The 26,392-nt window shown below is 40.1% G+C and carries 27 protein-coding genes and 1 other annotated feature; of the genes, 6 read left to right on the top strand and 21 right to left on the bottom strand.

Annotated features, from left to right (window positions below; translation table 11 throughout):
• Positions 1–157 precede the first annotated feature (157 nt).
• The 3 genes from abc-f to BOD01S_RS23345 all read right to left on the bottom strand — a co-directional run bounded on the left by abc-f (position 158) and on the right by BOD01S_RS23345 (position 3,624).
• A complete protein-coding gene (abc-f, locus tag BOD01S_RS12425) occupies positions 158–1,618 on the bottom strand; it encodes a ribosomal protection-like ABC-F family protein (protein WP_036159665.1) in 1,461 nt (486 codons plus the stop codon).
• 368 nt (positions 1,619–1,986) lie between these two features.
• Positions 1,987–2,940: a tyrosine recombinase XerC gene (locus BOD01S_RS12420; protein WP_036158913.1), complete on the bottom strand. Its 954-nt coding sequence runs from the start codon at positions 2,938–2,940 to the stop codon at positions 1,987–1,989.
• Positions 2,941–3,414: 474 nt separating this feature from the next.
• Positions 3,415–3,624, bottom strand: coding sequence for a hypothetical protein (locus tag BOD01S_RS23345; protein WP_156117070.1), 210 nt, complete (start codon positions 3,622–3,624; stop codon positions 3,415–3,417).
• A 400-nt stretch (positions 3,625–4,024) separates the two neighbouring features.
• On the opposite strand from BOD01S_RS23345, the gene BOD01S_RS12410 reads away from it, so the two are divergent.
• Positions 4,025–4,522 (top strand): L,D-transpeptidase family protein, encoded by a 498-nt coding sequence (locus BOD01S_RS12410; protein WP_036158910.1) that lies wholly within the window; start codon positions 4,025–4,027, stop codon positions 4,520–4,522.
• 13 nt (positions 4,523–4,535) lie between these two features.
• Here BOD01S_RS12410 and BOD01S_RS12405 read toward each other — a convergent pair whose 3' ends face one another.
• The 3 genes from BOD01S_RS12405 to argS form a co-directional block, all read right to left on the bottom strand.
• Positions 4,536–5,129, bottom strand: a complete 594-nt coding sequence (locus tag BOD01S_RS12405; RefSeq protein WP_036158908.1) for a hypothetical protein — start codon at positions 5,127–5,129, stop codon at positions 4,536–4,538.
• A 62-nt stretch (positions 5,130–5,191) separates the two neighbouring features.
• Positions 5,192–5,767 (bottom strand): TetR/AcrR family transcriptional regulator, encoded by a 576-nt coding sequence (locus tag BOD01S_RS12400; protein WP_036158907.1) that lies wholly within the window; start codon positions 5,765–5,767, stop codon positions 5,192–5,194.
• 106 nt (positions 5,768–5,873) lie between these two features.
• Positions 5,874–7,547, bottom strand: coding sequence for an arginine--tRNA ligase (argS, locus tag BOD01S_RS12395; protein ID WP_036158905.1), 1,674 nt, complete (start codon positions 7,545–7,547; stop codon positions 5,874–5,876).
• Positions 7,548–7,583: 36 nt separating this feature from the next.
• Positions 7,584–7,799 (bottom strand) — a binding site (T-box leader).
• Between the two features lie 232 nt (positions 7,800–8,031).
• On the opposite strand from argS, the gene BOD01S_RS12390 reads away from it, so the two are divergent.
• Positions 8,032–9,240: an MFS transporter gene (locus BOD01S_RS12390; RefSeq protein ID WP_036158904.1), complete on the top strand. Its 1,209-nt coding sequence runs from the start codon at positions 8,032–8,034 to the stop codon at positions 9,238–9,240.
• A gap of 32 nt (positions 9,241–9,272) precedes the next feature.
• On the opposite strand, the gene BOD01S_RS12385 is transcribed toward BOD01S_RS12390, so the two are convergent.
• The 3 genes from BOD01S_RS12385 to BOD01S_RS23005 all read right to left on the bottom strand — a co-directional run bounded on the left by BOD01S_RS12385 (position 9,273) and on the right by BOD01S_RS23005 (position 12,262).
• A complete protein-coding gene (locus tag BOD01S_RS12385; RefSeq protein WP_036158902.1) occupies positions 9,273–10,190 on the bottom strand; it encodes a DMT family transporter in 918 nt (305 codons plus the stop codon).
• 139 nt (positions 10,191–10,329) lie between these two features.
• Complete coding sequence (locus BOD01S_RS12380; protein WP_036158900.1) at positions 10,330–11,940, bottom strand: thiamine pyrophosphate-binding protein; 1,611 nt, start codon at positions 11,938–11,940, stop codon at positions 10,330–10,332.
• 148 nt (positions 11,941–12,088) lie between these two features.
• Entirely contained in the window at positions 12,089–12,262 is a 174-nt protein-coding gene (locus tag BOD01S_RS23005) for a hypothetical protein (protein ID WP_156117069.1), read from the bottom strand.
• A gap of 180 nt (positions 12,263–12,442) precedes the next feature.
• Here BOD01S_RS23005 and BOD01S_RS23340 point away from each other — a divergent pair, with 180 nt between their 5' ends.
• Positions 12,443–12,586: a hypothetical protein gene (locus tag BOD01S_RS23340; RefSeq protein WP_169745642.1), complete on the top strand. Its 144-nt coding sequence runs from the start codon at positions 12,443–12,445 to the stop codon at positions 12,584–12,586.
• A gap of 149 nt (positions 12,587–12,735) precedes the next feature.
• Here BOD01S_RS23340 and BOD01S_RS23000 read toward each other — a convergent pair whose 3' ends face one another.
• Genes BOD01S_RS23000 through BOD01S_RS12370 form a run of 3 tightly spaced genes read right to left on the bottom strand, consistent with a single transcriptional unit; the run spans position 12,736 to position 14,156 of the window.
• The gene (locus tag BOD01S_RS23000; protein WP_156117068.1) at positions 12,736–12,882 is read right to left on the bottom strand and encodes a hypothetical protein; all 147 of its coding nucleotides are present in this window, start codon (positions 12,880–12,882) and stop codon (positions 12,736–12,738) included.
• Between the two features lie 4 nt (positions 12,883–12,886).
• Entirely contained in the window at positions 12,887–13,282 is a 396-nt protein-coding gene (locus tag BOD01S_RS12375) for a hypothetical protein (protein WP_036158898.1), read from the bottom strand.
• A 1-nt stretch (position 13,283) separates the two neighbouring features.
• The gene (locus tag BOD01S_RS12370) at positions 13,284–14,156 is read right to left on the bottom strand and encodes a tyrosine-type recombinase/integrase (RefSeq protein WP_036158896.1); all 873 of its coding nucleotides are present in this window, start codon (positions 14,154–14,156) and stop codon (positions 13,284–13,286) included.
• A gap of 325 nt (positions 14,157–14,481) precedes the next feature.
• On the opposite strand from BOD01S_RS12370, the gene BOD01S_RS12365 reads away from it, so the two are divergent.
• A complete protein-coding gene (locus BOD01S_RS12365; RefSeq protein ID WP_036158894.1) occupies positions 14,482–15,279 on the top strand; it encodes an enoyl-CoA hydratase/isomerase family protein in 798 nt (265 codons plus the stop codon).
• A gap of 193 nt (positions 15,280–15,472) precedes the next feature.
• Here the strand turns inward: BOD01S_RS12365 and BOD01S_RS12360 are convergent, their stop codons facing one another.
• Positions 15,473–16,270 (bottom strand): nucleoside/nucleotide kinase family protein, encoded by a 798-nt coding sequence (locus tag BOD01S_RS12360; RefSeq protein ID WP_036158892.1) that lies wholly within the window; start codon positions 16,268–16,270, stop codon positions 15,473–15,475.
• A gap of 193 nt (positions 16,271–16,463) precedes the next feature.
• Between BOD01S_RS12360 and BOD01S_RS12355 the strand changes: the two genes are divergently transcribed.
• Positions 16,464–17,645 carry an aminotransferase class I/II-fold pyridoxal phosphate-dependent enzyme gene (locus BOD01S_RS12355; RefSeq protein ID WP_036158890.1) on the top strand — a complete coding sequence of 394 codons (1,182 nt, stop codon included), beginning with the start codon at positions 16,464–16,466 and terminating at the stop codon, positions 17,643–17,645.
• 41 nt (positions 17,646–17,686) lie between these two features.
• Here the strand turns inward: BOD01S_RS12355 and BOD01S_RS12350 are convergent, their stop codons facing one another.
• From BOD01S_RS12350 to BOD01S_RS12340, 3 genes are all read right to left on the bottom strand, one after another.
• Entirely contained in the window at positions 17,687–18,073 is a 387-nt protein-coding gene (locus BOD01S_RS12350; RefSeq protein ID WP_036158888.1) for a sporulation protein, read from the bottom strand.
• Positions 18,074–18,118: 45 nt separating this feature from the next.
• Positions 18,119–19,339, bottom strand: a complete 1,221-nt coding sequence (locus tag BOD01S_RS12345) for an AI-2E family transporter (RefSeq protein WP_036158886.1) — start codon at positions 19,337–19,339, stop codon at positions 18,119–18,121.
• 74 nt (positions 19,340–19,413) lie between these two features.
• Positions 19,414–20,349 carry an LCP family protein gene (locus BOD01S_RS12340; protein WP_036158885.1) on the bottom strand — a complete coding sequence of 312 codons (936 nt, stop codon included), beginning with the start codon at positions 20,347–20,349 and terminating at the stop codon, positions 19,414–19,416.
• A 182-nt stretch (positions 20,350–20,531) separates the two neighbouring features.
• Here BOD01S_RS12340 and msrA point away from each other — a divergent pair, with 182 nt between their 5' ends.
• The gene (gene msrA / locus BOD01S_RS12335; RefSeq protein WP_036158882.1) at positions 20,532–21,047 is read left to right on the top strand and encodes a peptide-methionine (S)-S-oxide reductase MsrA; all 516 of its coding nucleotides are present in this window, start codon (positions 20,532–20,534) and stop codon (positions 21,045–21,047) included.
• Positions 21,048–21,117: 70 nt separating this feature from the next.
• Here the strand turns inward: msrA and BOD01S_RS12330 are convergent, their stop codons facing one another.
• The 5 genes from BOD01S_RS12330 to BOD01S_RS22995 all read right to left on the bottom strand — a co-directional run bounded on the left by BOD01S_RS12330 (position 21,118) and on the right by BOD01S_RS22995 (position 26,233).
• Positions 21,118–21,471: a hypothetical protein gene (locus tag BOD01S_RS12330; RefSeq protein WP_036158881.1), complete on the bottom strand. Its 354-nt coding sequence runs from the start codon at positions 21,469–21,471 to the stop codon at positions 21,118–21,120.
• A 292-nt stretch (positions 21,472–21,763) separates the two neighbouring features.
• Positions 21,764–23,542 carry a DNA helicase RecQ gene (gene recQ, locus BOD01S_RS12325; RefSeq protein ID WP_036158878.1) on the bottom strand — a complete coding sequence of 593 codons (1,779 nt, stop codon included), beginning with the start codon at positions 23,540–23,542 and terminating at the stop codon, positions 21,764–21,766.
• A 40-nt stretch (positions 23,543–23,582) separates the two neighbouring features.
• Positions 23,583–24,377: a hypothetical protein gene (locus BOD01S_RS12320; RefSeq protein WP_036158876.1), complete on the bottom strand. Its 795-nt coding sequence runs from the start codon at positions 24,375–24,377 to the stop codon at positions 23,583–23,585.
• A gap of 67 nt (positions 24,378–24,444) precedes the next feature.
• Positions 24,445–25,623 carry an MFS transporter gene (locus BOD01S_RS12315; protein WP_036158874.1) on the bottom strand — a complete coding sequence of 393 codons (1,179 nt, stop codon included), beginning with the start codon at positions 25,621–25,623 and terminating at the stop codon, positions 24,445–24,447.
• Positions 25,624–25,849: 226 nt separating this feature from the next.
• Positions 25,850–26,233: a hypothetical protein gene (locus BOD01S_RS22995; RefSeq protein WP_036158873.1), complete on the bottom strand. Its 384-nt coding sequence runs from the start codon at positions 26,231–26,233 to the stop codon at positions 25,850–25,852.
• Positions 26,234–26,392: the final 159 nt, after the last annotated feature.

The raw sequence follows: 26,392 nt of genomic DNA, 5'->3' as shown, positions 1-26,392 counted from the left end.
TGACCATTTTTATCGCATTTATTCAACGGAACCGTGTTAACTTAAAAGCAGCTCAGTGCTCTGTGTACACCTACATAAACGATCCTACAAAAAAACGGACAAGAAACTAGTCTTCTCGTCCGTTACATTTTAATAATGGATCAGCAAAAAATACACATTAATATGGAATGATTTCTACCGTTTTTGTGGCGATATTTGAAAGGAATGTTTGGTCATGCTCTACAAATAAGAGTGTAGGCTTGTATTCCTTAATCATTGTTTCAATTTGTGCCTGGTTAAAGACATCCAAATAGTTTAATGGTTCATCCCAGATATAAAGCTCGGCGGGTATCCCGAGGGACTTTGCAAATTCCACCTTTTTCTTCTGCCCGTTACTCATCTTTTCAATCGGCACAGTAAATACATCCCGTTCAACCCCTAATATACGGAGATTATTTAAAAATAACGTATAGTCCATATGATAGTTAGCAGCAAAATCCTTTAAAATGCCCATATTGTCATCATATTGTTGGCGAATGATGCTTTTGGATAGCCCATGCGGCACCGTAATATCCCCGCTCATAGTACCGGAAAAATGAGAGTTAAGTAAATAATTGATAAGAGATGTTTTTCCGCTTCCGTTTGGACCAACGAGTGCAACCTGCTCACCTTGAAAAATGTCAAATGTGACCGGCTGAAAGAGTGGTTTATCCAGATAGCTTAAGGTGAAATTTTGAACGCGTAGAACAGGGTTACGGTGGCTTGATAAGGAATTGATCGTCAAATCACTCACTGACTCAATGTTTTGTAAGAGCTTCGTTTTTTCGTCAATTTTGTCTTCAGTGCGTTTTTCAATAGCTTTTGCCCGTTTCATCATCCGTTTGGCTATCGCATTTCCAAACGGATCATTACCGGAGGGCTTTTCTCTCTTTTCTCCCCAACCCGATTTTTCTCGTGCTGTTTTTTGCAGACGGTCAATTTCCGATTTCAACGCTTTATTTTTTTCAAGCTCAAATTGATCTTGGAGCTGCTTTTGCTGTTCATAAGTTGAATAGTTCCCCTTATAAACAGCTAATTGACTTTTTTCAATGACTAAAATATGATCAATGACCGAATCGATAAAATCCCGGTCATGACTTACGACGATAAATCCTTTTTTCTTTTTTAAGTAGTTCGCCACAATCTTTCTTGCCTGGATGTCCAAATGGTTTGTTGGCTCGTCTAAAAGCGGGTATCGCGATTCCTCGCAAAACAGTGCAGCTAATAATACTTTTGTTTGTTCCCCGCCGGACAATTGCTCAAACGGCTGCCAAGCAATCTCTTTATTTAACCCGAGCAATTGACATTCCCGCTCAAACTTCCATAATTCGATCGGCATTACTTCATCGATAGCATAGTAGACTAAGCTTTCTTTGTTAACAATAGTTTGAGGGAAATAAACGAATTCTACATCACTTCTAATGTCCCCTGTATACGTATAGTTGTTTAGTAATAAGTGCAGGAATGTACTTTTGCCGCGACCGTTTCTTCCGACTAACCCTAGACACCACTTCGTATCGATCGATAAATTTACATCTTCAAATAAGGGGCGGTCCATTGTATCAAATCCGAAATGTAAATGCTGAATTTCAATAGGCATAAATGTTACCTCCAATTTTTTGTAAGAATATTGGAGATGATGTAAAGCATTGCATACAATCATCCCGACTAATTGGTTTGACTGCATACGCATTGACAAATAAAAAATCCTTCTGAAAAATAATTCAGAAGGATTAGCATTCATACATAAATAAGCTTCATAAAAATATGAAGAAGGTATTATAAATGGGCAGACTAATCCTATTTTAAATGAAAATGCGTATACATTTTACGTGTAAAATAGAATTATTTAATCATCTGTCACCGATCTTCCCTTCATATATAGTACTGCTATTATAACTTTTATTAAGAAAATTTCCAATCATTAATTTACCCTACTTGTATACCATTTTACAAAATCATTTTGCTTTACATAATAATATTATTGAATGGGCTCTTCTCCATCACCTGTTGAATTTGCTCATCTTCAATATGGGTATAAATCTGTGTTGTTGCGACACTCGAATGGCCAAGAATATGCTGGAGACTTCGTATATCCGCACCGGCCTTATACATTATCGTCGCAGAAGTATGGCGCAGTTTATGAGGTGTAAGTAGTTCCTTTTGAAGCCCTGCATGATTAATTTGTTTCACAATCCTCGCTACTGTCTGCCTTGTAAAACGCGTCCCTTTTTGAGAGACAAATAATGGTTCATCCCCTTCTCCTTTATACGCCGTTCTTTCGGGTATATATTGTTCCAGTGCTGCCAAGCAGGCATCATTTAAATAGACGGTGCGTTCCTTGTTTCCTTTCCCGATAATGGTTACCTTTCTTCCTTGAATAGATGAAAGATTCAAGGCACAAAGTTCCGACACCCGAATACCGAGGTTCAGGAAAAACATCATCATACAGTAATCACGCTTACTGTAGGGCCTTTCATGGATAGCACCGATAAATAGCCGGGCTTCCTCCAAATCCAAATACACAGGTTTTCGCTTCCCGATTTTCGGTGTCTCTAGTTCTTCTGCGATGTTTTCTTCAATAAGCCGCCGCTTTCCTTTTAAGTATTTAAAAAACGACCGCAGTGTCGCCACTTTTCTGGCTCGTGCCACAGCAGAGTTTTTTCGCTGCACCTCACAGTATTCAAGAAATAAATACAGATCCTCAAGAGTAAGTTCCTTAATCCACTCAATTGTAATGTCCGAAATATCAATCATATGTATGTCGCTAACCGGGATATCCTCCTGTATCGCCTTTAAAAAACGGAAGGCTAAAACGAGGTCATATTCATACTCTTTCCGTGTACGCTGGGATTTCCCTCGGATGGTCGTTAAATAGATACAAAAATCTTTAAGTATTTTCGGTAGTTTGACTTGTGCCATATGCTCACCTCTACCTCTTATTTTAGCATAAATAAAGTTCCCAAATATGTATTTGGGAACTTTATTGCTATTTCTTATAAAAAATCGATATTTTCACCTTCTAAATGAACGATTTACTCAGGCTCTGAAAATGGTCCTCAGACGAATCGAAAAAGAAATCTGCCTAGCTACCCCCATCTCGATTCATCTCAGAGCACTTTATAAAAGTCGATATATAGGATGATAATCTACCTGTTCTATCTCATTTTTTTCCCGCTTCTCTTACTTGATAAAAAAGCAGTGCTTTCTCTATGTTAGAGATCATTTGAAAACTGCTCCTACCAAAAGGTGTGGTCACTCGCCTAGATTCACCAACTATATTTTTTTACATAAGGTATAGGGAATTTATATGGAAAGAAGGTATGAAGACATGTATAATTTTCCGTTTGAGGATTTTGAGTCCTCCCCAAGGTCGTTTCCTTCGATGCCTGGCGGTCAATTTCCTGGTGGGTCGTTTCCTCCAGGAGGTCCTTTCCCACCTGGCGGATTCCCGCCACAGTCTGGTGGAGGATTCAGCCCGCCATTTGGTCCGCCTTTTGGAGGACAAAACCAGCCGTCTGGGCCGCCTCCGAGCTTTGTTCCCGTATTTCCCTCTGCCCAGGCATATGCAAGTGGTAGCATGAGTCGCTGTTTATTCCGAAACACGTATGTGTGGCTAAGAAACGGTAATTCTTTTTGGTTCTATCCAATTAGCGTGACACGGAATACTATTATCGGTTTCCGCTGGAGTAGCCGAAGAGGTTGGCTATTCCGTTCTATTAACCGAAATAATATCCTCACATTCACATGTTTCTTCTTCTAAGCATCCAAAAGGAGAACAGTATCTCCGTACAATAATAAGATGGCTGTGTTAAAAGTTATTTTGACTTTTGACACAGCTTTTTTCATCATAATTCATCATAAACACCGTCCCTACAGCGATCACCTCAATATGTAATTGGTCGTGCCGCAATGGAAGTTTCCCCGAACGACTAATCGGACACTCCTTTTTGCGCAATTTGCTGTACTTTTCATAAGATGTGGTAAATAGAAATAGAGGTGACATATGATTCATTACGTAAAGCCGGGTGAAACACTTGCTCAAATTGCAAGGGATTTCCGCATACCATATCAGCAACTGCTAGCTGCCAACCCTGTCCTAACTAATCCCGACGTATTATATATCGGCCAGCCTATACAAATTCCCGGCTACCCTGATCCTTCTACTTTGCCTTACCGAATTGATATCTCACTCAAGAAAAGAACTCTTCAGCTCTATCAAAACAATGTACTTCAAAAAACGTACCCTATTGCAGTCGGCAGGATTCTTCACGGGACACCTATAGGCAGCTACATCGTTCTGAATAAAGCACCAAACCCCGGTGGCCCGTTTGGAACAATGTGGATGAGTCTTTCAAAAGAGCATTATGGAATACACGGTACAAATGATCCTAGCTCGATCGGCAAAGCTGTTTCGCGCGGCTGTATCCGCATGCAAAATCGGGATGTCGAAGAGCTGGCAAGTATCATACCAATTGGAACATTGGTGAATATCCGTATGTAAAAAGCTGGTGAAGTCATTTCACCAGCTTACGTTTATTCATAATATTAAAAATCACTCTTCCAACAGCTGTACAAATTATCATAGACACGGAAGCTATAACGAATAAAGGTCTCCATTCCTCAGGACTATTCATTACTAAAAGCACCGTTATATAAAGCGTTAGCAAACCTATGCCAAAATACGGTATTCTAAGCCAAGGTTTATACTTCTGCACACTGACCATATCCCCTGACAGAAAAATATTATTAATCAGAAGGTAGCTTGCTGCTTCAAGAAGATGAAAAATAGTAAAAGCAAAAAGAAAAAAGCTTAAGCTGCTGAATCCCCTATCTGCTAACAACAGATATACAGCAAGCGGCACACCAAAAAGGAGATTGACAGCAATTCCCGCCATTCCAATATGATATTGCTGCGTCTTAGATAAGGTATCTTCCTTTTCCAGGTTATAAGGGGCGGGTGTCGAGAAGAAGATAGAAAACGGCACATGTACTTGAAAAGGGTTTTCCTTACATTTATAACGATATAGTACTAGTCCATGCCCTGCTTCATGTAGCCAAATGACGATATAAAGTGCCAGATAAATGAGTACTAAATAAATTAATAACATACAAACATGCTCCATTCCTATTCATTATTAACCAATGGTCAATTGCATGTGAGAAAAGAGCTCTAGTATTTTTCTAGAGCTCTTATCAAATATTGAGTAAATCTTTCAGCTGCTTCCCTGGCCTCTTCGAAATTTTCGACCCTTCCTGCGTAGTGGGAAACAAATCCATGCATAGAGACGAAAATATAGAATATTTCCTCGTTAGGCAATTGTTCGTTATACAACTTCTGAATCGTTTTCGTAAATTGATGTAAACTTTCAATTGAAGCATTTTGTCTCAATGGATCAATTTCTTCATCCTGCTTCATAAACATATAATTATATTGACTCTGATGATCCAAACCGAACTTGATAAATTCTATCAATACATTCCTTGCTTTTTCCGTGGGATTTCCTTCCTGAAAAACACATTCACTTAATATGAGATTTAATTCATTAAAATAATGCTCCACTACTGCATAAAACAAATCTGCTTTATTTTTGAAGTGATAATAAATCGCACCATGTGTACACCCGAGTTCTTTTGCAATCTCTCTCATAGAAACTTTAGAATAATCATGCGCTATAAAATGTCGATGGGCCTCATGAATAATCATTTCTTTTGTTAATTCGTTTTCTAATTTTTTCCTTGCTGTCATTATACACCTCTTATTGACCATTGGTTAATAAGAGTTTACTACATAACAATTCCAAATACAACGGGAATGGAAATATTACCCTCATAGGAACTTTCCGTTTCCTATATTACATATTCTTCGGAGCCTTCATTCCTAAAAGTCGAAGTGCCTCCTCCAATACAATCGCTACACAGCAGCTGAATGCCAGCCTTTGCTGTTTTGCTTCATCATCGGCCAACACTTTTATTTTTGCATAATATTTATTATAGGCTCTTGCAAGACGAAGCGCGTATTTTGCCACCAATGATGGATCAGCCTGGTCATAGGCTTCTTCTACTGTCTTAGGGAATTCATCTAATAGCAGAATAGCCGGCCAGGCAGCCTCACCTAAAGAAGCAAATTCCATATATCCAGGTCTATATTGTGCTCTATATAATAAGGAAGAAATCCGAGCAAATGTATACTGAATATACGGTCCTGTTTCTCCTTCGAAATTCAGCATCTGCTCGATGGAAAATTCGATATCATTCATTCGGTGGTTTTTTAGATCATTGAAAATCACAGCTCCTACACCAACATATTCCGCTATCTTTTCCTTCTCCTCAAGAGTAGGGTTTTTTAGTTCAATATTTTTCTTTGCCATTTCGATTGTTTCTGAAAGGACATCTGTTAATAGAACAACTTTCCCTTTTCTTGTCGACATCTTTTTCCCGTCTTTCAGCACCATGCCAAACGGAACATGCATTAACCGCTCAGACCATCCATATCCCATTTTCTGGATAACAGCAAACAGCTGATTAAAATGAAGTGATTGTTCATTTCCTACAACATACAGGAATTTTGCCGGCTCGTACTCTTGCCAGCGATACATGGCAGCTGCAAGGTCACGTGTCGCATAAAGTGTCGCCCCGTCTTTTTTCGTGATGAGACATGGCGGCATGTCCTCTACTTCTACTACGTATGCTCCGTCCGACTCAACAAGCAGCCCCTTTTCCTTTAATTCTTGTATGGCTGGCTCCATCTTGTCATTATAGAAGGCTTCCCCATGATAGGAGTCAAATGAAATACCAAGCTGTTCATACACTTTCGTAAATTCGGCCAGAGATACTTCTCTAAACCATTTCCAAAGTTCCGTTGCTTCCTCATCTGTTTCTTCGAGGCCCTTAAATGCCTGTCTCGCCAAATCATTCAGCTCCGGTTGTTTTTCCGCCTCTTCATGAAACTTCACATAGATTTTCAGCAGTTCTTCAATGGGCGAAGATGCGATTGCTTCCCTGTCACCCCACAGTTTGTATGCAACGATCAGCTTGCCAAACTGCGTTCCCCAATCCCCGAGATGATTAATTCGTATCGCCTGGAAACCATTTTTTTCAGCTAGATTGGCCAGCGCATTGCCGATAACCGTAGAACGCAGATGCCCCATGGAAAATGGCTTTGCGATATTTGGGCTTGAAAAATCAATGACTACATTTGCATTTACTGCATGCTTACTTCCATAGTTCTTTTGTTCATTGAGAATGCGATTAAGAATGCGGTTGATCTCATTCTCCTGCTTATAATAAATATTAATGTAACCGCCAACCGGCTGTACATCCTTATATAATTTCTTCTGCAGTTTCCCTGCTACTTCAGCAGCAATTATTTGCGGAGATTTCCGCAGCTTCTTTGCAAGTGAAAAACATGGAAACGCGACATCTCCTAAATGATCATACTTTGGCTTTTCAAGAAGTTCATCTATCTCCTGAAAATTTAGCTGCCCTTCTAAAGCCTGTTCTAAATCCCTTATAATCTGCTCTTGCATCCTGATCCCTCCCAAATAAAAAAGCCCCCGTCTCCAAATAGAGACGAGAGCATAGTTCCCGTGGTACCACTCTAGTTGCCGCAAATTGCAGCCACTTTCCATTGTTAACGAGGTGACTCCCCGGAATTCCCTACTAGTGTTCAGGAATCTTCTCCAAAGTGCGTTTCATTTATTCTTTCGCATCAGGCTCACACCATTCCCCGACTCGCTTTTCGAAAAGAAATAAACTACTTTCTTTTTCATCGAATTTGATTGCATCTAATTTCAAATTATATTAGAGGAGAATTCTGGGATTGTCAACAAGTAAATATTTTTAATTGCTGTATATAGTGAATAGCCGTCGTTATTTTGTTGTTCAAAAATAGGATAAAAATGGTCCTCCCCTATCATGTTTTATATATCCAAATAATTTACAATAGTGAGAGGACCAGCTTAATACATATATTTCAAATTAGAAAGCATTTCTTTTCAAAAGGAGGGTAAAATGAAATTTTGGCGGAATTACCGACTATTGATTGGGGGCTTTGGTTTTTCTAATCTTGGAAATTGGATTTACCTCGTTGCCCTGAATGTCTACATTTTAAATTTGACCAACTCAGCAGCAGCGGTTGCCGGTATTTTTATCGTTGGACCAATTGCAAGGATTGTGACCAGCTTTTTCGCTGGTTCCTTGATTGACCGGGTAAACAAACGAAAACTAATGATTGCCACAGATATTTTCCGTGGAGGGCTGATTATTTTCCTGCCTTTCATGCAATCGCTTTGGCTAATCTATACCATTCTATTTCTAACGAATATAGCCAGCAGCTTCTTCGGTCCCAGCAGTACATATTACATTACGAAATTTGTAAAAGAAGATGACCGGACACGCTTCAATGCTCTACTTGGTTCCTTTAATTCCGGCGCATTTATGGTAGGCCCCGCTTTGTCAGGGGCTCTCATTTATTTGTTCAATCCTGCTATAGCCATTTGGATAAACAGCTTCACATTCTTTGTATGTGCCCTCGTTATCTCTTATTTGCCAGATGTGGATGAGCAGTCTGAAAAGGTGCGGGAGCCATTATCATTCCGAATGCTGAAAGAGGATTTTTTAACTGTGTTTCAGTTTGCCAGGCATGAACATCGTTTCATTACGATTTATATTGTCTATCAGCTTGCCTTAATGATCGCTTTTTCACTGGATTCACAAGAAGTAACCTTCATTAAGCAAAATTTAGGCGCCTCGGAAAGTGTTTACGGGCTTATTCTCAGCTTAACCGGCATTGGAGCAATCACCGGGGGATTGGCAGCTGCTGCTGCAGTGGTTAAATTTTCATTAAAAGCCTATATTGGCTTCGGTTTTTCATTAACGATGATTTTTTATACTGTTTTTTATGCTTCCAACACTCTATGGCTTGCCATTACATGCTTTGTGCTGCTAGGTTTCTTCATGGCATTTAGTAATGCTGGATACGATTCTTTTTACCAAAAAAATGTGCCGCCTGAAATAATGGGAAGGTTCGGGAGTGTTGCGCTTATAATGCAAAGCACAGTACAAATACTGTTTACGTTTTTATTAGGGACTTTAGCAGAATTATTTACTCTTCAGCCAGTAGCAGTTATCCTAGGCAGCATCGGTATACTGCTTGCTATTATCCTCCTTGCCATTTTGTATACGAAGCAGGAAGCTGCCGCAAATCAACAAGTAAGCTAACTAAACCCAAAGCCGATAAACGGCTTTGGGTTTTAAATCTGTTCCTTTGCTTTCCGCCTCTTTAGTAGAATCTCCTGTAAAGCACCAGTTCCTAATAATACGCCAATAATTATAAACAGGCAGCCGACCAGTTGGCTAGCTCGTATGACCTCCCGCAAAAAAGCTGACGTACCAATCAGTGCGAAAATCGTATTAAAGTTACCGAAAATAGCTGTTTCTGCCGCGCCAATTTGTGATATAGCATAGTTGTAACCAGTTTGGCCAATAGCCGTCGCAAGAACAGCTGAACCTATAAGGAGTAAATAGTATTCTACCGGTGCTCCTATCAGCTCTCCCCAACTCTTCGGATTCAGCACCAAACTGCTGAGCAATAATAGAATTGATCCGGTAAAAAGCATGTAGCCTGTCAGCAGAAAACTGTCTACATCCGATGATATTTTCCGTATGACTAAAAAGCTCAGTGCCTGCGAAACAATAGACAGGAACACGACTATATCTCCCCATTCCAGCTGTTTCCCTACTGCTCCATCATTTAGCACAGCCATTACTACACCGAAAGCGCCTATTACGAACCCCATAAATTGCGGGAAGGAAAAGCGGCTGAAGCGAAATAAAACGGCAAAAATCGCTGTAACAAGTGGGCTGAACCCTACGATAATACTTGTTTTAACGGCAGATGTATGCGCCATTCCTGTAGCAAGCATCATATGATGAATGACAACGCCAAGGAGACTTGCAAGGATTACCCATTTCCATTCCTGCCAGTTCAGCCACCTGAATTTTTTGAACCTTATTATGATGAATATGACAGTGAGGGCTGCGAGAAAAATACGAAAAGCTGTCATAGTCAATGGATTAAAAAAAGAAACAAGTAATTTCAGTGCGACAACATTCATTCCCCAAAAGAACATAATACCGACCATTAATATATAAATTTTCGATTTATTCATTGCATCTACTCAGGAGTTGTTGTTTATTTGGCATTTTTCAGCTCACTTCCTTATAATCTTTATGTGCTTCCTAATCCATAGGATAAGAAAAGAAGCAATAGTATGTATAAGCCGCATCAACCTGATACGGCTATTTTATTTATGCTTCTGTTTCAGGGAAGAAGGCCTGTTCTGTAAATATATCAACGAGCGTTGGGCCTTTAATACGAATTGCTTCTTCCAAAATCATTTCCATTTCCTGCCCCTCTTCAATTTGATAACCTCTCCATCCGCAGGCAAGCGCCAGGTTGGCAAAATTCGGATTCAACATTTGTGTCCCTTCCTCTTCATCTCCTCCTGCCTGAATTTTATCATTTTCCATCTGTAGTGAACCATTATTAAAGACGACAACCGTAATATCGATTTTATGTTGGGAGGCCGTCAATAAATCTGCTAATGTCATCTGAATTCCGCCATCTCCAACAACCGCTACTACCTGCTTATGCGGGCAGGTTAATTTTGCTGCCAATGCTGCCGGTAAACCAAACCCCATGGAACGCCAGTACCCTGAAAATAAAATCTTCTGATTACTTTGCCGGAAGTTTCGGTTCATCCATACAGTTACGTTCCCAGTATCCAATGCAATGATTGCATCCTCTTCTACTACACGTTCCAAAGCACGGACAATTCGGGATGGATGGACGGGGAATCCATTTACAAGACCTTCAGATTCGTTGTCATTCTCCCATTTTTCCTTTGTCTGGTTAATAAGCTCAACCCATTCATTATTCGGCATGTGATCGGCAATTCCCTTTAACAATAAAGGTATGATTTGCTGAGTATCACCTTTTATGCCAAAGTCGATTGTCATTCGTCTATTTGCATTCTCAATATGAAGATCAATAACAATAATCTTTGCATTCTCGGGTACATAACCATCTGGCCACCATGTTGCCCCGGCTACAAGCACAACATCTGCCTCTTTAAATACATTCTTTGCATAAGGGTTGCCTCCCTCGCCAATTCCTTGTAGCAAATGCTCTGTAGAATTTGGGAAGATCCCTTTTCCTCCTAGGCTATAAAGAATGCCGGCCCCCCATTGTTTAGCTAGCTGTACAATCGTTGGCGCGGCTTTTTCTGCACCGGCCCCCGCTAGAATCATCGGCTTTTTGGCATTATTCATCACCGATATCACTTCTTCTAATTCTTGAACGTCAAAAGAAAAAGTGCCTTTTAACACTGTCGGTAAAGGCTTTGCCTCTGCAGTTGTTTCCATTTTAAATAAATCTTTCGGTATTGATATATGCGAAACGGCACGCTGCTGTAAAGATACTTGTGCAGCCTTTTGCATAATATCAACTACAGCATTTTCACTTGCGAGGTTGGCAGAATAGGCAGCAAAGGGTCTGAACAATTCCTGCTGATCGACATATTGCTGAAAATCAGTACCAATTTTATCTGTAGGTGCCTGTCCAGTTATGACTAATACAGGCGCTTTATCTGAATACGCATCTCCAAGACCGTTCAACAGATTTGTAGCCCCAGGGCCCATAGTCGCTGTACATACTGCGATTTTGCCGGTCAACTTTGCCTCTGCAGAAGCCATAAAAGCAGCTACGGATTCGTGTCTTACCGAAATGAACTCAATTTCATCCTGTTTTGCTATCGCATCAAGGAGACCAATAATCGCATCTCCTGTTACGCCGTATATTCTTTTAACCCCGTAGTAGGAAAGCTGTTTCAATATCACTTCTGCAACGGTTTTTTTCATTGTATGAATCGCTCCTTTTACCCTTTATATAGTTGATAATTTCCCTGCTCAAACCACTATAAACAATATTTTTATTTGCTATAACCTATAAAAAACAAGAGGACATAACTAATCCTCTTGTTTTTCATGCAGCTATATGGGCTAGTATTCACTGATGTAGACTTCTATATAAGTCGGAAATAATTCTTGTCACACAATAGGCCGTAGCGGCGAGGCCTATAATGCCTATGAAATACAGCACGGGTATATCAGGAGAGAAAAGCATTCCTAAAATGAAGATGATAAAGGAAAACAGCAGTCCGACTGCGTACATTGGATTCAACGGCAACGCCTCCTCATTCTTTACCTTTTATCTACCCTGAAATAAAAAAAGTTAAGCTATACTTAATCCGTATAAAACGTTCATGTTAATCCATGAACTAAAAACTCATTTATACATATTATAGAAATAGCTAGCAAATTTTTATAAAAGGATGATGGTAAAATCATTAAGGGTACTTACATGCAAAAACCACTACTAATCATCTGCTCACTTCCCCATAGTGAAAATATATATGATGAATGGGATATTGATCGTTGGGAAAATGACGGCGGTAGAAGTTTAAGTATCAGGCATCAGTATGACAGCTTATACCTATTGCTGTAGAAGTAGTCTGTCCAATTTCAATTCTCTTAATTCTCATTCCATATCAAAGGGGGTGTCCGTGAAAAAATTCTCGGACACCCCCTTTTGCTGTGAGGACGGTGATATAGTCATATGTCCATCCCAGGTATGATTGAATACATGTTTAATTTTTATAATCCGCCAGCTATATTCAGAAATAATTGATAGAGGATATAAAAAATAAAGATGATGATAGCAAATTTAATTAATTTCTTGGCAATCGCCCATAATATAGCGAGAACAATGAAAAAAATGATGACTGCAAGTAACAGTTCCATTGCTTTACCCCTCAACTAAAATAGAAATTTCATCTCCTGCACGAGTAATCGTCCAGTTTGAAGAAAGCATTCCCCGAATTTGTTCCTCGATTGTTTTGTTAATCGACAAGTTCAACAAACCGTTTTCCACTTCCATATAATGATTAGCTTGAATATCGAATCGCATGCGCAATAAATTTTTCAATCCATTGATTGTCACAAACTTGATACGGTACTTACCGGAAAAAGCATCACGCAATTGTTGAGGCTCTAATCTCTTTAAAAGAGTGAAATCCATTTTATATTGCTCTTGCCACTCAGCGAGCTGATCCTCTGCAATACGGCGCTCTGTTTCTTCTAAAGAAATGCCATTTTCTTTTAACGTCTCTATAATATATGCTTCCATTAAGCTGATGTCCATACTATTGTTCCTCCTTTAGCAGTCGCTTGTGCCTTTCTATAAGCACTCCCTTACGTGCATATCCGAATTTGGCAAATAGCTCTTCATCTTTCTGCTGCTTCATATATGTTTCAATAACTGTGTAGCGCAAATTTGTGCATGTTACTTTAAAGCCCAGCAGCTTTGAAAGCTGAAGAAAAACACGTTCCACCGTTTTGACGGTAATTGGTTCTCCAAGCTTGTTGCCCACGCCGAGCCACATTTCATCAACTGCTTCAAGCTGTGGAAAAAACAGTTCCGTTTCCTGCTTGTATTGAAGAAGAACAGCCAATAGATCAGCAGGGAGTTCTAACGTACGATATGACAGACGCTCCATGATCTTTATGTTCATTTCTTCTTCGTTAATATGAGACCATTTCATTTTAACAAGCTCTGCGGGTTTAATACCGAGAATAGCAATCGTATACGTGATAGCCAGGTTTCTCATAGCAAGCCATGCGTTTTCATCTGTTTCAGCAATTTCATACATTTGATGCCAGCAATTCAGCACGCCTCTCAATTCTTTGTCTGTTAAAGCAGACAGCTTCGGCTTCTGCTTTGCTACAGGTTCTAATACTGATTCGTCATACGCCTTAATATACTTTCTGCTGTAGAGAAATTCCAAATACGAGCGCATTGCTGCAAGCTTACGATTAATGGAATTTGCGGTATTATACTTAGTATGCAATTGGTCAATATACGCTTTCAATCCAGCAGAAAAGTTCTCCCTGTATGACTCTTCATCTAAAAATTTCTCAAACTGCTTCGCATCATTTACATACTGTTTGATCGTGTGCCTAGATTTATTCAACCCTTGTAAAAAAGCACGAAACGCTTCAGTATAATGATTTGCCAATTGTGTTACCTCCTTAGTGGCTTGCGTGTGTTTATTTGTTTGTTGTTTGGGTAAGGGCGTATGTGTTAGTTTAATTACAATTTATATTGTCGGATAATATGTCTAATTTGTCAATTATTTTACATTCTAAAATTCCACTCTTTAGCAATCGAGTAGAATATTTTGGTTTTGTGCTATTATGGAGAAATAAGATGGCATTCTGTACTGTAACAGAGCCATTAAATTGAACTAATTAGAAATTTTTTGCTTGAATATTCGATAAATTGTACGTGATATTATTATTGTAGTATATAATAGAAATAATTTGATTACAGGGGGATAAATCATGCAGGTACGAACGACTCGATTGGAAGCTGAAGAAGCGAAGATTATCTATCAGGAAACTGCCGGTCTTGCTATCATTACTATTCATCGACCACAGTTAAAGAATGCATTGACGGCAAACATGTGGGATCAGCTGGCAAAAATTGCGCTGCAAACATTGGAAAATCCAAAAAACAAAGTATTAATATTACGAGGATCCGGGGAAAACTTTACAGCTGGATCTGATATAAAAGAGTTTCATTCCATTTCATTAGAGAAAGCGGAGGAAGCTTTCATACATATGGAAAAAACGATTTCCACGATTGAAAATCTTCCTCTTCCTGTTATCGGGGTGATTAATGGACCAGCAATGGGTGCCGGTCTTGAACTTGCTTTGGCTTGTGATATCCGTATTGGCTCGGACAAAGCAAAGATGGGAATCCCTGTCGGTAAGCTGGGCATTACATTAAACAATAAGTTCGCAAAGCGTCTTGTCGATTTAGTAGGACCTAGTGCGACAAAGGACTTTGTATTTACAGGGCGCATGTACAAGGCAGACGAAGCATATAAGGCAGGCATGTTAAACTATTTAGTAGCCGAAAAAGATCTGAACCGATTTGCGATCCGCATGGGTAAACTGGTTGCCGGCATGTCCCCGGATTCCTTAGCCGCTGTTAAGCGTTCGGTTCGTGAATGTACCGATTCCACACCCGCCCTTTGGCAAAGCTCCACACCATTCGTCTCACAAACCGATTTCTCAGAGGGGGTACGGGCGTTTGTCGAGAAACGCCAGCCGGAATTTAAACGTAAACCGGAATAAGCTGCAATGGATGACTGAAAATTTGCGTGTGGGCACTTCCTTCGCAGCGAAAATGTTTGATGTTAATACTACTGTGCGCAGAGATTTTATTAGTAGATTATAATTGAGAAAAAAGGGCTGACCAGAAAGATTCATTTTCTAGTCAGCCTTTCTATATGTGTGGATAGCTACAGCCTTTCAAGCATCCGATTCTTTAACGTATTCCTCTCACAACGATATTTATTTCTTCGGGAGCAATCCCGAAATGAAGAAGAAAAGCTTCAGAAATCCGGTTCTGGAGGTTATGAAGCACATGAGGTACATTATATGTAACTGGTGCCTTGAGTGAGATTTCAATCGTTATAGCCGGGATTAATTCTACTGATAGCTTTAAAATATCAGACCGTACGACAAATTCATTCTCTTTTAGCTCATAATCGAGCAGCTGCACATATACTATTTTAGAGATCTCAATAATCTCATGATGGAAATCCGGACGTACAATCGTCGTCTCTCCTATTTTTCTCTTATTAAAAACAATTTCTTTTCCTTTTTGAATAAAACGTTTAAAGAAATTCTGCTCTACTTGTCTTACCGGTATTGGCATAACATGTTTTCCCTGGGTTTCACGGATAAAGCGTGCTAATTGGATTTCCTGAGATGTCCGGATATCTGTAATATAATAGAAGTGAAGAATCGGTCCTATACCAAGACGTTCTGCAATCCGTTTTGTCATCTTATCACTTGTACCAATGATAAGAAGTGAGGATAAATCTGCCTCTTTAAGCGCTTTAAGAACAGCTTCCCGATGGCCGTCGTCGTGAAATATAGCCCGACGCACCGCTTTGATCGTATTTTTCTCAAACTTTGCACTTATGCCCGCGCGTTTTTCTCCGTTTACAATGAGCAGTCCATCATCTATAATGCCTTCTATTTTTTTCTGATGTGCAAATTCTAATGCTGATGTGCTTTTCCCTGTGCCGCTCGGACCACTCAAAGAATATATTTTCATCTACCTCACCATCCCTTCCTTCAGTGTAAACGATAAAAAGAAGATTGCCGAACTAATTTTTGCATAAATTCCTTCATTGTAGTAAAAATTCGCTTTATAGCATGAAAAGATTCTATTTTCTGAAATTCATATTTTCTGCTAATACTGTTATGGTACAATGTAAGTTATATTTTATTATTTAGGAGTGTTTACTTTGAAAGTTCAACCATCACAAAAAATGTCCCTATTTGCGCCGTCCATATTTGGTGATTTAAAACAGTGTGCGCGAGAACAACAAGCAAAAGGTATGGAGTTAATTGATTTAAGTCTTGGAAGTCCAGATATTCCTCCGGCCGCCTTCCTGCGGGAAATGATGTCTGAACTAACAAAGCTGGAAACATCTTACGGCTATACATTAACAGGTGTCCAAGTATTTAATGAAGCCGTAAGCCGTTACTATAAACGAGTAAATCAAGTTGTGTTAGACCCTTCTACAGAAGTCATACAAACGATCGGTTCCCAAGAAGGGCTTGTCCACCTTCCTGTGGCATTCTGCGATCCTGGTGATATTGTACTAACAACGAATCCGGCATACGTCGCTTATGATGCGGGAATCCACCTCGCTGGCGCTGAGCCCTATTACATGCCTTTAACAAAAGAAAACGGCTATCTTCCTGACCTTTCTACCGTTCCGGAAGAAATCGCACAAAAAGCGAAACTGCTTATTTTAAATCTGCCAGGTAATCCCGTTCCGGCCATGCCATCGACTGAGTACTTTTCAGAGGTTGTTGCATTTGCAAAAAAATACAATATTATCGTCCTGCATGATGCAGCTTATTCAGAATTTTATTTTGAAGGTGATGCCCCACTTAGCTTCCTTGCTACTCCAGGTGCGAAGGAGGTAGGCTTAGAAATTAATTCCTTGTCAAAAAGCTTTAGCCTTGCTGGCACGCGGATCGCTTATATTGTCGGTAATGCTGAAATGGTTTCCCTGTTAAAACAATTAAAATCGAACCTTGACTTCGGTATTTTCGAGCCTATCCAGTTAGTAGCTGCAAAAGCGTTAGATCATGCAGAAGAAATTACTGCTAATCTCCGTATTACTTTTGCAGCACGCCATAAAGCATTAATGGAAGGCCTCACTTCCATCGGCTGGGAAGTCGCTCCAAGCAGCGGAGGGATGTTTGTTTGGGCAAAGCACCCTTATGATCTTGACAGTAAATCCGTTGCCTTTGAAGCGATTAAACAAACGGGTGTTGTTATGGTACCTGGTACAGCTTTTGGTTCTGCGGGTGAAGGTTATATGCGCCTCGCGCTTGTGCAGGATGCCGAAAAACTTACCCAGGCCGTGCAAAGGCTTTCTCATATGGCTATAAAAAAAGAAGCTACTGTTTAAGTAGCTTCTCAAGTAGACGTGGCACTCCCGGCCACGTCTTTTTAATCCTCTAAAAATGTATATGTAATAACACCTTCATCCTCGATTTCCGTTCCGTCACCCATGACGAGGACCGTTTGGAAAATAATTTCATCTGCCTCTTCACATGCCCAGCGATCATCTGGAATAATTTCAAAGTCCACAAATTCTGAGCCTTTTGTATGAACACTTCCTACAAGCTCTACTGAAGATTTGCCGATAATCTGGGTCGAACCCCCTGCTCGTTTTACTACGCGCAGAACAATACAGTCAATTTTTTCAACGTCTGAATCTGCTGCCACATAAACCTTGCCGGTCAGGATTTCGCCTTCAACTAAGTCCGTTTTATCGACAATCGTGTCAACCTTTACTCCATTGCATTCCATTGTTGTAAACCACTTGTTTATCATGCTTTTCATCCCCTTTTATAGAAAATCGGCAGCTTAAGCTACCGATTAGTGAATATCTTCGTATTGGTCTTCTGATTTTAACTGGAACTTATTATAACGCTGTTTGAATAACTGATAAAAATGCTGAACAATTACTTTTAATAGCGCATATGAAGGGATACCAAGGATAACCCCGAATACACCAAACAGAGACCCTGCTGTCAACAGGACAAAAATAATGGTAATCGGGTGTATACTTAAAGATTTACCCATAATTTGCGGAGAAATAAACTTCCCTTCTATTAATTGCACGACCGTCCAAACAATTCCAACCTTGATAAGCATAAAAGGATTAGTTACAATAGCGATGATTAGTGCCGGAGTAATCGCGATTACTGGTCCTAAATAAGGAACAACACTTGTCACCATTGCTAAAGCCCCTAAAAGAAGTGCATAAGGCAGTTTGATAATAAAGAATCCGATAGTAACCATTATACCGATACAAATGGATACTAAAATCTGCCCTTGGATATAGGAGCTAATTTGATTGTCCATATCACCCATTATATCATCCACAAATTTACGCATGCGCGGCGGGAATAAGCGAACGATGAAGTGTGGCATTTTCTCGCCTTCCCATAATAGATAGAATAAAATGAACGGCACAATCGCAAGGGAAAGCAAAATCCCCGTTAATGTTGTTACAACTCCTGTCAGACCTGAAGCTACATTTGTCGCCAAGGACGTTGCAGTATCTTTAACAGTTGTCGTCAAATTGTCCGTAATATTCACCAGTACTTTATCATATTCTATATTGGCATTCGCCAAATATTCATTGATCCGCGAATTATTTATAAAAGCGATGACATCATCAAGCAGTGACATAAAATAAATCGGGAATTCCTGCAGCAAATTTGTAAACTGATCGCGGAGGAATGGGAAAACTAATAAAATCAAAATTGTAATCAAGCTGATCAGCCCGACAAAAATAATAACAATTGCCCAAATCCGCGGTACTTTCCATCGCATCAAAATCCGCAGGAATGGTCGCAGCAGATAATAAAGAATGACCCCGAGCACCCCTGGTAAAATAACGACTTCAAACAAAACCTGAATCGGCTGGAAAATAAATGCGATTTTATCAAAGATAAAAATGACGCAGCCAAGCAATAAAGTGATAATTAATAAGAATAATAAATTCTTTCCGCCAAGAAAGCGGATGAACCGCGTAGAGAAGAAGTGGGACTTCTCTTGCGGTAAGTGCTCTTTCTGACTATCCTGTTCCAAAAAACCACCCCGATAAACTCTCTGATTATTATTTATATTGTATCACTAATTATTATATCTTGTATGATTTTACTCTACTTACCTTCTAAAAAGTCCCGGAGCAGCTGTTTATTAGTCTCTTGATCGATAGCGAGTACTAACCCGAGGCCGCTAACTCGCTGGTCTGAATATGTTCCTTCTGCAGGAATCGTCATTTTCGTTACATCAACACCACTCACCGCCATGCTAAGCACCGTTTTTAACTGGTCTTTTGAAGTGACATCTGTTGTAACATACCCTTGTGCAGCCCCAACCAGCTTCGGCAGGTTCTTAGTATTTCCAACAGAGAGCAGTTCATTTTTCAGCGCTTCGATTACTTTCTGCTGACGCGCCACCCGGCCGAAGTCTCCTTCAGCATCGTGGCGGAATCGTGCATATCCAAGCAGCTCCTGACCATTTAATTTATGCTGCCCTTGTGTTAAGTTTACACCTATATGAGCGGACATGTCCTTTTCCACATCCATTTCCACCCCGTCCGGAGCCATGATGTCAATGAGTGATTCAAAGCTCTTAAAGTCAATAAGTGCGTAGTGATGAATCGGTACATCGAACATCTGTGTAATAGTATCCTTTGCCAACTGGACACCACCCAGATAATAAGCCGTGTTTAATTTGTAATGACCGTAATCAGGAATATCTGCGTAAATATCACGCATAAACGATACAAGCTTTATTTCATCCGTCTTTTTCTGCCATGAAACAAGCATCATCGTATCAGAACGTGACTGTTCCTCTCCACGTGTATCGATTCCAAGCAACAGGTAATTAACCGTTTCCCCGTCTTTCTCATCTGGTACAAAATCCTCTACTTCTCCACTTGGCTTGGCATCGCCCGCTAATTTCAGGCCGGCCTTGTATTGGCTGTAGCCGTAAAAGCCTACCGCTAAAACGAGAAGCAGCAAGACTGTAAGAAAAACACGGCCTTTTCGCATTTTTCTTTTTTTGTAACGGCGTTGATTCTGATCTTCCATAAATAAAACTCCTTTTCATTACTCACCTATTGGACGCACTACTATCTTATTATGTTTCCTATTATCGTGCATACATTATACTACGCACGGCATATATTTGCCGATTTTTTTGCCAAACTAATTCATTGTATATAAACGTGCTGCCATGCTACAATAATGATATTTTTCAGGAGGTGTCTATTATGGAGAAGGCAACATTTGCAGGCGGGTGTTTTTGGTGCATGGTAAAACCCTTTGATCAATGGGATGGTATACATAAAGTAACGAGCGGGTATATGGGAGGACATATAGAAAACCCTTCATATGAAGATGTAAAAAAAGGAACATCAGGTCACTTGGAGGTTGTACAAATCGAGTTTGATCCTTCTATTTTTAGTTACGAGCAGCTATTAGATATTTATTGGATGCAAATTGATCCAACAGATGACGGCGGCCAGTTCCATGATCGTGGTGAATCTTACAAAACAGCTATTTTTGTTCATGGAGAAGACCAGCGGAAAAAAGCCGAAAAATCAAAAGAAAACCTTGCTGCGAGCGGCCGTTTTAAAAAGACGATCGTCACAGAAATCCGCGATGCAGAAGTATTTTACATCGCCGAAGATTACCACCAAGACTACTATAAAAAAGAATCTGAGCATTACAAAAAAGACCGTGAAAAGTCAGGACGCGATGAATTCTTACAGCAGCATTGGAAGTAAACATACTGCCCGTTTTTTCGGGCAGTTTTTTTACGGCATTTTTTAGTTTACATAATTAGATTATCCGTATTTACATACAGGAAATTAGATAAATAAAAGATCCAAAAACCGCCATTATACCGCTCACCACTAGAACAACTAAGGAGTAGACCGCATTATTTTTAAAATCCTTTACCGCAAAGAACCCGCCAAACAACACAGCTCCCCACCACAACACGGTAATCAAAGTTTCCGGTATTTTCGGAAGAAGACTAGAGAAAAACAATAAGAGGATAAGCACCTGCAAAAGAATACTCAGGCTAACACCCATACTCGGCTTATTCCATTCACTTTTGTTTTTAGTAGAAATAAGGATTCCTACAAATACCCCTGCTAGCAGGATACCGCCTGCGATTCCTATAATTATGGTTGTGAAGCTAATCAATACGCTTCCCCCCTTCTGCTTTTGGTTAACCTTTCCTATTCCTTGTTAATGGACTTTCTTCCCTCTAAAAGGTTCCACTTATGGGAATATTTCATTGTAGAAAGAGATTCGCGGGTTTTTTTATTAAATTCGCGGTTAAATCCTATAAAACCGGGGGTAAATGGAATAAGGTGCTCTTTTTGCGATAAGAATCATCTTATATCGATTTAGCAGCCGCAGCTGGAATTCTTGCTGGTAAGTAATGAACAAAAAAGGCTGTCCAATAAGAAGTTACTTTTGGACAGCCTTACCCTTATGGATAGCTTTTTTCGAGTTCCCAATTTGAAATGGCTTCTATAAAGGACTCGCCATATTTTTCGAGCTTGTTTGCGCCTACCCCGTTGATCGCTAAAAAATCTTCCGGCGTTGTCGGGCGCTTAGCACTTAACTCCTTTAATGTCTTATCTGAAAAGACAACATACGGCGGAACCCCTTCGTTTGTTGAAATTTCTTTTCGTATATTTCGCAGATGCTCAAATAACGGATCCTCATCTGATATTGCTTTTACGACAGGCGCACTGCGGCGTAACACCTTCCGTTTCCCCATCAGCACTTCTTTTCCCTGTTCCGTCATGAATATTGTAGGGAATTGTCCGTTACTTACCGCCAGCAGTTTTTCCGCTATACAAAATTCAATAAAATGGGCGATTTCCTTTGCATTCATTTCCTTTAACACTCCGTATGTTGGAAGTTTGTTAAAGCCAAATTCCTGCACTTTTTTATTGTTTGACCCGGCGAGTACCTGGCTGATAAGTACCTTGCCAAATTTCTGTCCCATTCTGACAACGCAGGACAATACTTTCTGGGCTTCCACTGTCATATCAATTTGCGGGCGATCATCGATACATCGGTTGCATTTGCCGCATAGTACCATTGTTTCTTCGCCAAAATAGCGTGTTATATAATTTTGTAAGCAATCCTCTGTATGACAGTAATCGATCATTTCCTGCAGCTTCGTCAGCTCCAAAGGGATTCGTGTGCGATCCTGAGCCTGATCTATTAAAAACCGCTGTGTCTGCTCATCACTTGAAGAATAGAGCAAAATGCAATCACTTGGCAGCCCGTCACGGCCAGCCCGACCTGCCTCCTGATAATAGCTTTCCATATTCCGCGGCATCTGATAATGGATGACATAGCGAACATTCGTCTTATTAATTCCCATTCCGAAGGCATTTGTTGCAACCATCACGACCAGTTCATCGTCAAGAAACTTTTGTTGCATATTTGTCCGTTCCTCATCACCGAGCCCGCCGTGGTACTTCCCTACCTTTATGCCTTTTTTTAGCAGCAATGTGTATATATGCTCTACCGCTTTACGCGTGGCGCAATATATAATTCCGGCATCCTGCTTATTGTTTCCCACATAATTCATAATATATTGATCTCGATTTTCTCCCCGCAGCACAGAAAACGTCAAATTTGGACGGCTGAAACCAGTAATGAATGTATGTTCCTCCGTAATATCCAGCAGATTGCATATATCCTGTCTCACATGGGGAGTAGCAGTGGCAGTCAATGCCACGATTGTCGGGGAAACAGTCCATAAATCCTTGATCCGATTAACGATGCGGTAGCTTGGCCGGAAGTCATGGCCCCATTGGGAGATACAATGTGCTTCATCAATGGCAATGAGCGGCACCTGTAAATGGGCAAGTGTCATACAAAACGCTTCGTTCTCTAGTCGTTCAGGGGCAATATACAGTAATTTCAACTCACCCATTCTTGCCTTGTATAATACAGCTTCTGCTTCCTCATAGCTCAGGGAACTATTGATAAAGGCAGCATTGATCCCGCTTGCCTGAAGCATATCCACCTGATCCTTCATAAGCGAAATAAGAGGGGAAATAACGAGCGTTGTGCCAGGCAATGTAAGTGCCGGAACCTGATAGCATAGGGATTTCCCTCCTCCGGTTGGCATAATAACAAGCGTGTCATTCCCTGCCAGCACAGATGCGATCGCCTGCTGCTGCCCCTCTCGAAACGATGGATAGCCAAAATATTGTTGTAATAATTCCGTTGCTTTTTGTATCAAGCCAGTCCCTCCTTCGATCAAAACAGTTTACATAATAAAATTATTTATCTATAAAAATCGACGTTACATAAAAGCGGCCATTAACTCGATTTACTTTATAAGTAATGGCGTATGAAGCTGTTTCACCTTTTACAACCCATTCAAAACCTGATTGCCCGATTTCTGTTATCTTCATATCCTCTATTAAAAGCCGCGCTTCCTCTTTTTGCAGTGCCTCTTTTAGTAAATCCGGTAAAATATACGTTTCTATTAAAGAAAAGTCACCGTTTTTTACATATTGATTAAACGCTGTATTAAATGTAAGGATAAAATGTTCAATCGCATCAGGGTTATAAGTGAAGGTCGACTTCTCATAGTCCTCCAGTACAGTCATATCGTACTTTTTCGGTGCATCACCAACTTTAAATGCTTCATGCAGCCTATACCTATCCTCAGAAGTCAGTTTGTCCGATTTCAGCATATCCTCTAAGAACTGCTGATCCTCCTGTTCAATCGCTTTTGTCTCTGCACTGTTACGTATATGTACGATAGCAATATTCTTTTCTATATTAAATGCCTGCAGTTCACCCTCTACCTGCTGTCCCTCACTTGTTAGAACTAGCGTTTTCGGGTGATCCCTAAAGACAGACGCCTCCGTCACAATCCATTTATCTCGCTGGTCCGCTAAAAATACGACACCATCTGTACTCCCTGCGACACTATAGATTTTAACATGGGCGTCCATTATTTCCTTTTCTGCCGGCTTGCCTTCAGGTATAACCTGGCTCACTGATTGAAAGCCTCCGCCCGAACAGCCGGAGAGCAACAGTAAACATAAAATAATTAGTCGTTTCATTTTTCCCTCCATTTTGGACTCTAGCTCCGCTCGAAAAAAGCAGCCCGGTTTCCCGAACTGCCTTCTATTATACATGACGTTTATTGGCCTGAACCATATATACAGCAAGAAACATTAGTAAAAACAACGAAATAAATATTCGTTTTGACACATCGTGTGTTCCTGTGACATCATAGGCAGCACCAATCAGCAGTGGTACAATGGCACTCATCATAAAGCCCCCGGATAATACCATAGAGCTCCAGGAACTCGCCTCTTCGTTATTTCTAGCTTCATCAAGCGGCAGCATCAACCCAATTGGGAAAAGACCTGATAAAGATACTCCAAACAAAACAGCACCTGTCCATATTGCCCAGTCAGCATTGATAAGCAGAACCCCACCGCCGCACACACCGATCATAAGCAGACCATAAAGCCAGTAAATCCGATTTGGAAACCGGTTGACAAGAATGGGGATTATCAAGTTTCCAATGATTTGTACGATGGACATCGTTGTCAGGACAGATGCAGCTGTTACTAGAGAAAAGCCCTGCTCTTGTGCAACTGGTGAAAGCCATGTCGTTAAGCTGAAAAACGTAGAAGTCTGCAGACCAAAAAACAGCAATATCTTCCAGGCCTGTTTCGTTTTCCACGGATTCCGGGCTTCTTTCGTATCAATTTGTCTTACTGTCGGCCTTCCCTTTTGCCTAGCCGACAATGTCCATAAGAGAAGTGCCGGTACTGAAAGAAATCCCCAAATGCCTAGAGCAATCTGCCAGGAATCAAAGCGCTGAAAGAATATACTTGTAAATCCCGCACTTAACGAAGCACCTGCACCCATAGAAAAGGAATATACACCTATAACAGGCTCTATTTTCGTTGAAAATCGCTCTTTAATGAACGCATTGATCATCGGGCTAATGATAGCAATTGAAAATCCTGCTACGAAGCTTGTTAAAATAAGCGCCTTATAACTTCCGAAGTACATTCTTGAACAAGTTGAAATTCCGATTGCAATTATTAACAGATTGATGGCCCATTTATATCCGAATTTCCTCAATACCGGTACAGCAAGCGTCGCAAACAGTCCCATACAAAATACCGGGATAGATGTTAGAAGGCTCACCTGCGTATTGGTAATATTCAAGTCTTTTGTAATCGTATTCAGAAGCGGGCCGATACTTGTGATAGAGGGCCGCAAGTTTAGTGAGACGAAAAAAATCGCCGCAATGATGACTCCTGCCTGCCATCGTTTCTCTTGTTGCATAAAAAACCTCAATTCGCATTATTATTTTCTATGAAAGTAAAACACACTTTTTGACAAAGGACAACCTACTTACTATCCCCTTTTGCTATGGGAAAATGAATTTAAAATAAAAGCGCATAAAGAGTTAATATTGTACTGGTGGCAGAATATAATCATTTTGCCCTCAAAAGCAAAAAACCACAATCTAAAGATTGTGGCAGTTTTTTTTACATCATTCTTAGCAATTTTATTTATTATTTGATGCTGATCCTTTATCGTTCTGCATTTTCGCTTCAGGAGAGTTCATCTTTTGTTCCTTCGTCATATCATTTTCTTCCCGAATATCCAAATCATCAGGATTTAGATTAGATGCATGTATTTGATCCATTTTATTTTTATCTCGCTTTTCTTCTGCCAAAATAATCACCTCCATATAAATTAACTTTTCCTTTTTGGCGTAATTTAAACTTGTTCGCTTCCAACCAGATTGTTTCTTCCTGCATGCTTCTGCTTGGCCACTATTAGAATGAAGTTTTGAAAACCTATCTAAAAGCAGGATGCCATAGTAAATGTATCTTTTTAGCTGTATGCTTTCCGCTAAAATATGCAGGCTGTATATAATAATCTCCATAAAATTATTTTTCTATGTAGTCCCTCAAGTTCTCTTACCATTTTCCTGCATGATCCAAAAAGAACCGTTACACTACTTTATTGATATAGAAACCTATAGACCAAAACTAAGGTCTATAGGGGGAAGGAGTAATAACTTTACAATGTAGATAACAAAGTA

Source organism: Lysinibacillus odysseyi 34hs-1 = NBRC 100172, from assembly GCF_001591965.1.
GTDB classification, from domain to species: Bacteria; Bacillota; Bacilli; order Bacillales_A; family Planococcaceae; genus Lysinibacillus_B; species Lysinibacillus_B odysseyi.
Note: the sequence above shows the minus strand (reverse complement) of the source record. Positions and strands in the feature narration are given on the sequence as shown.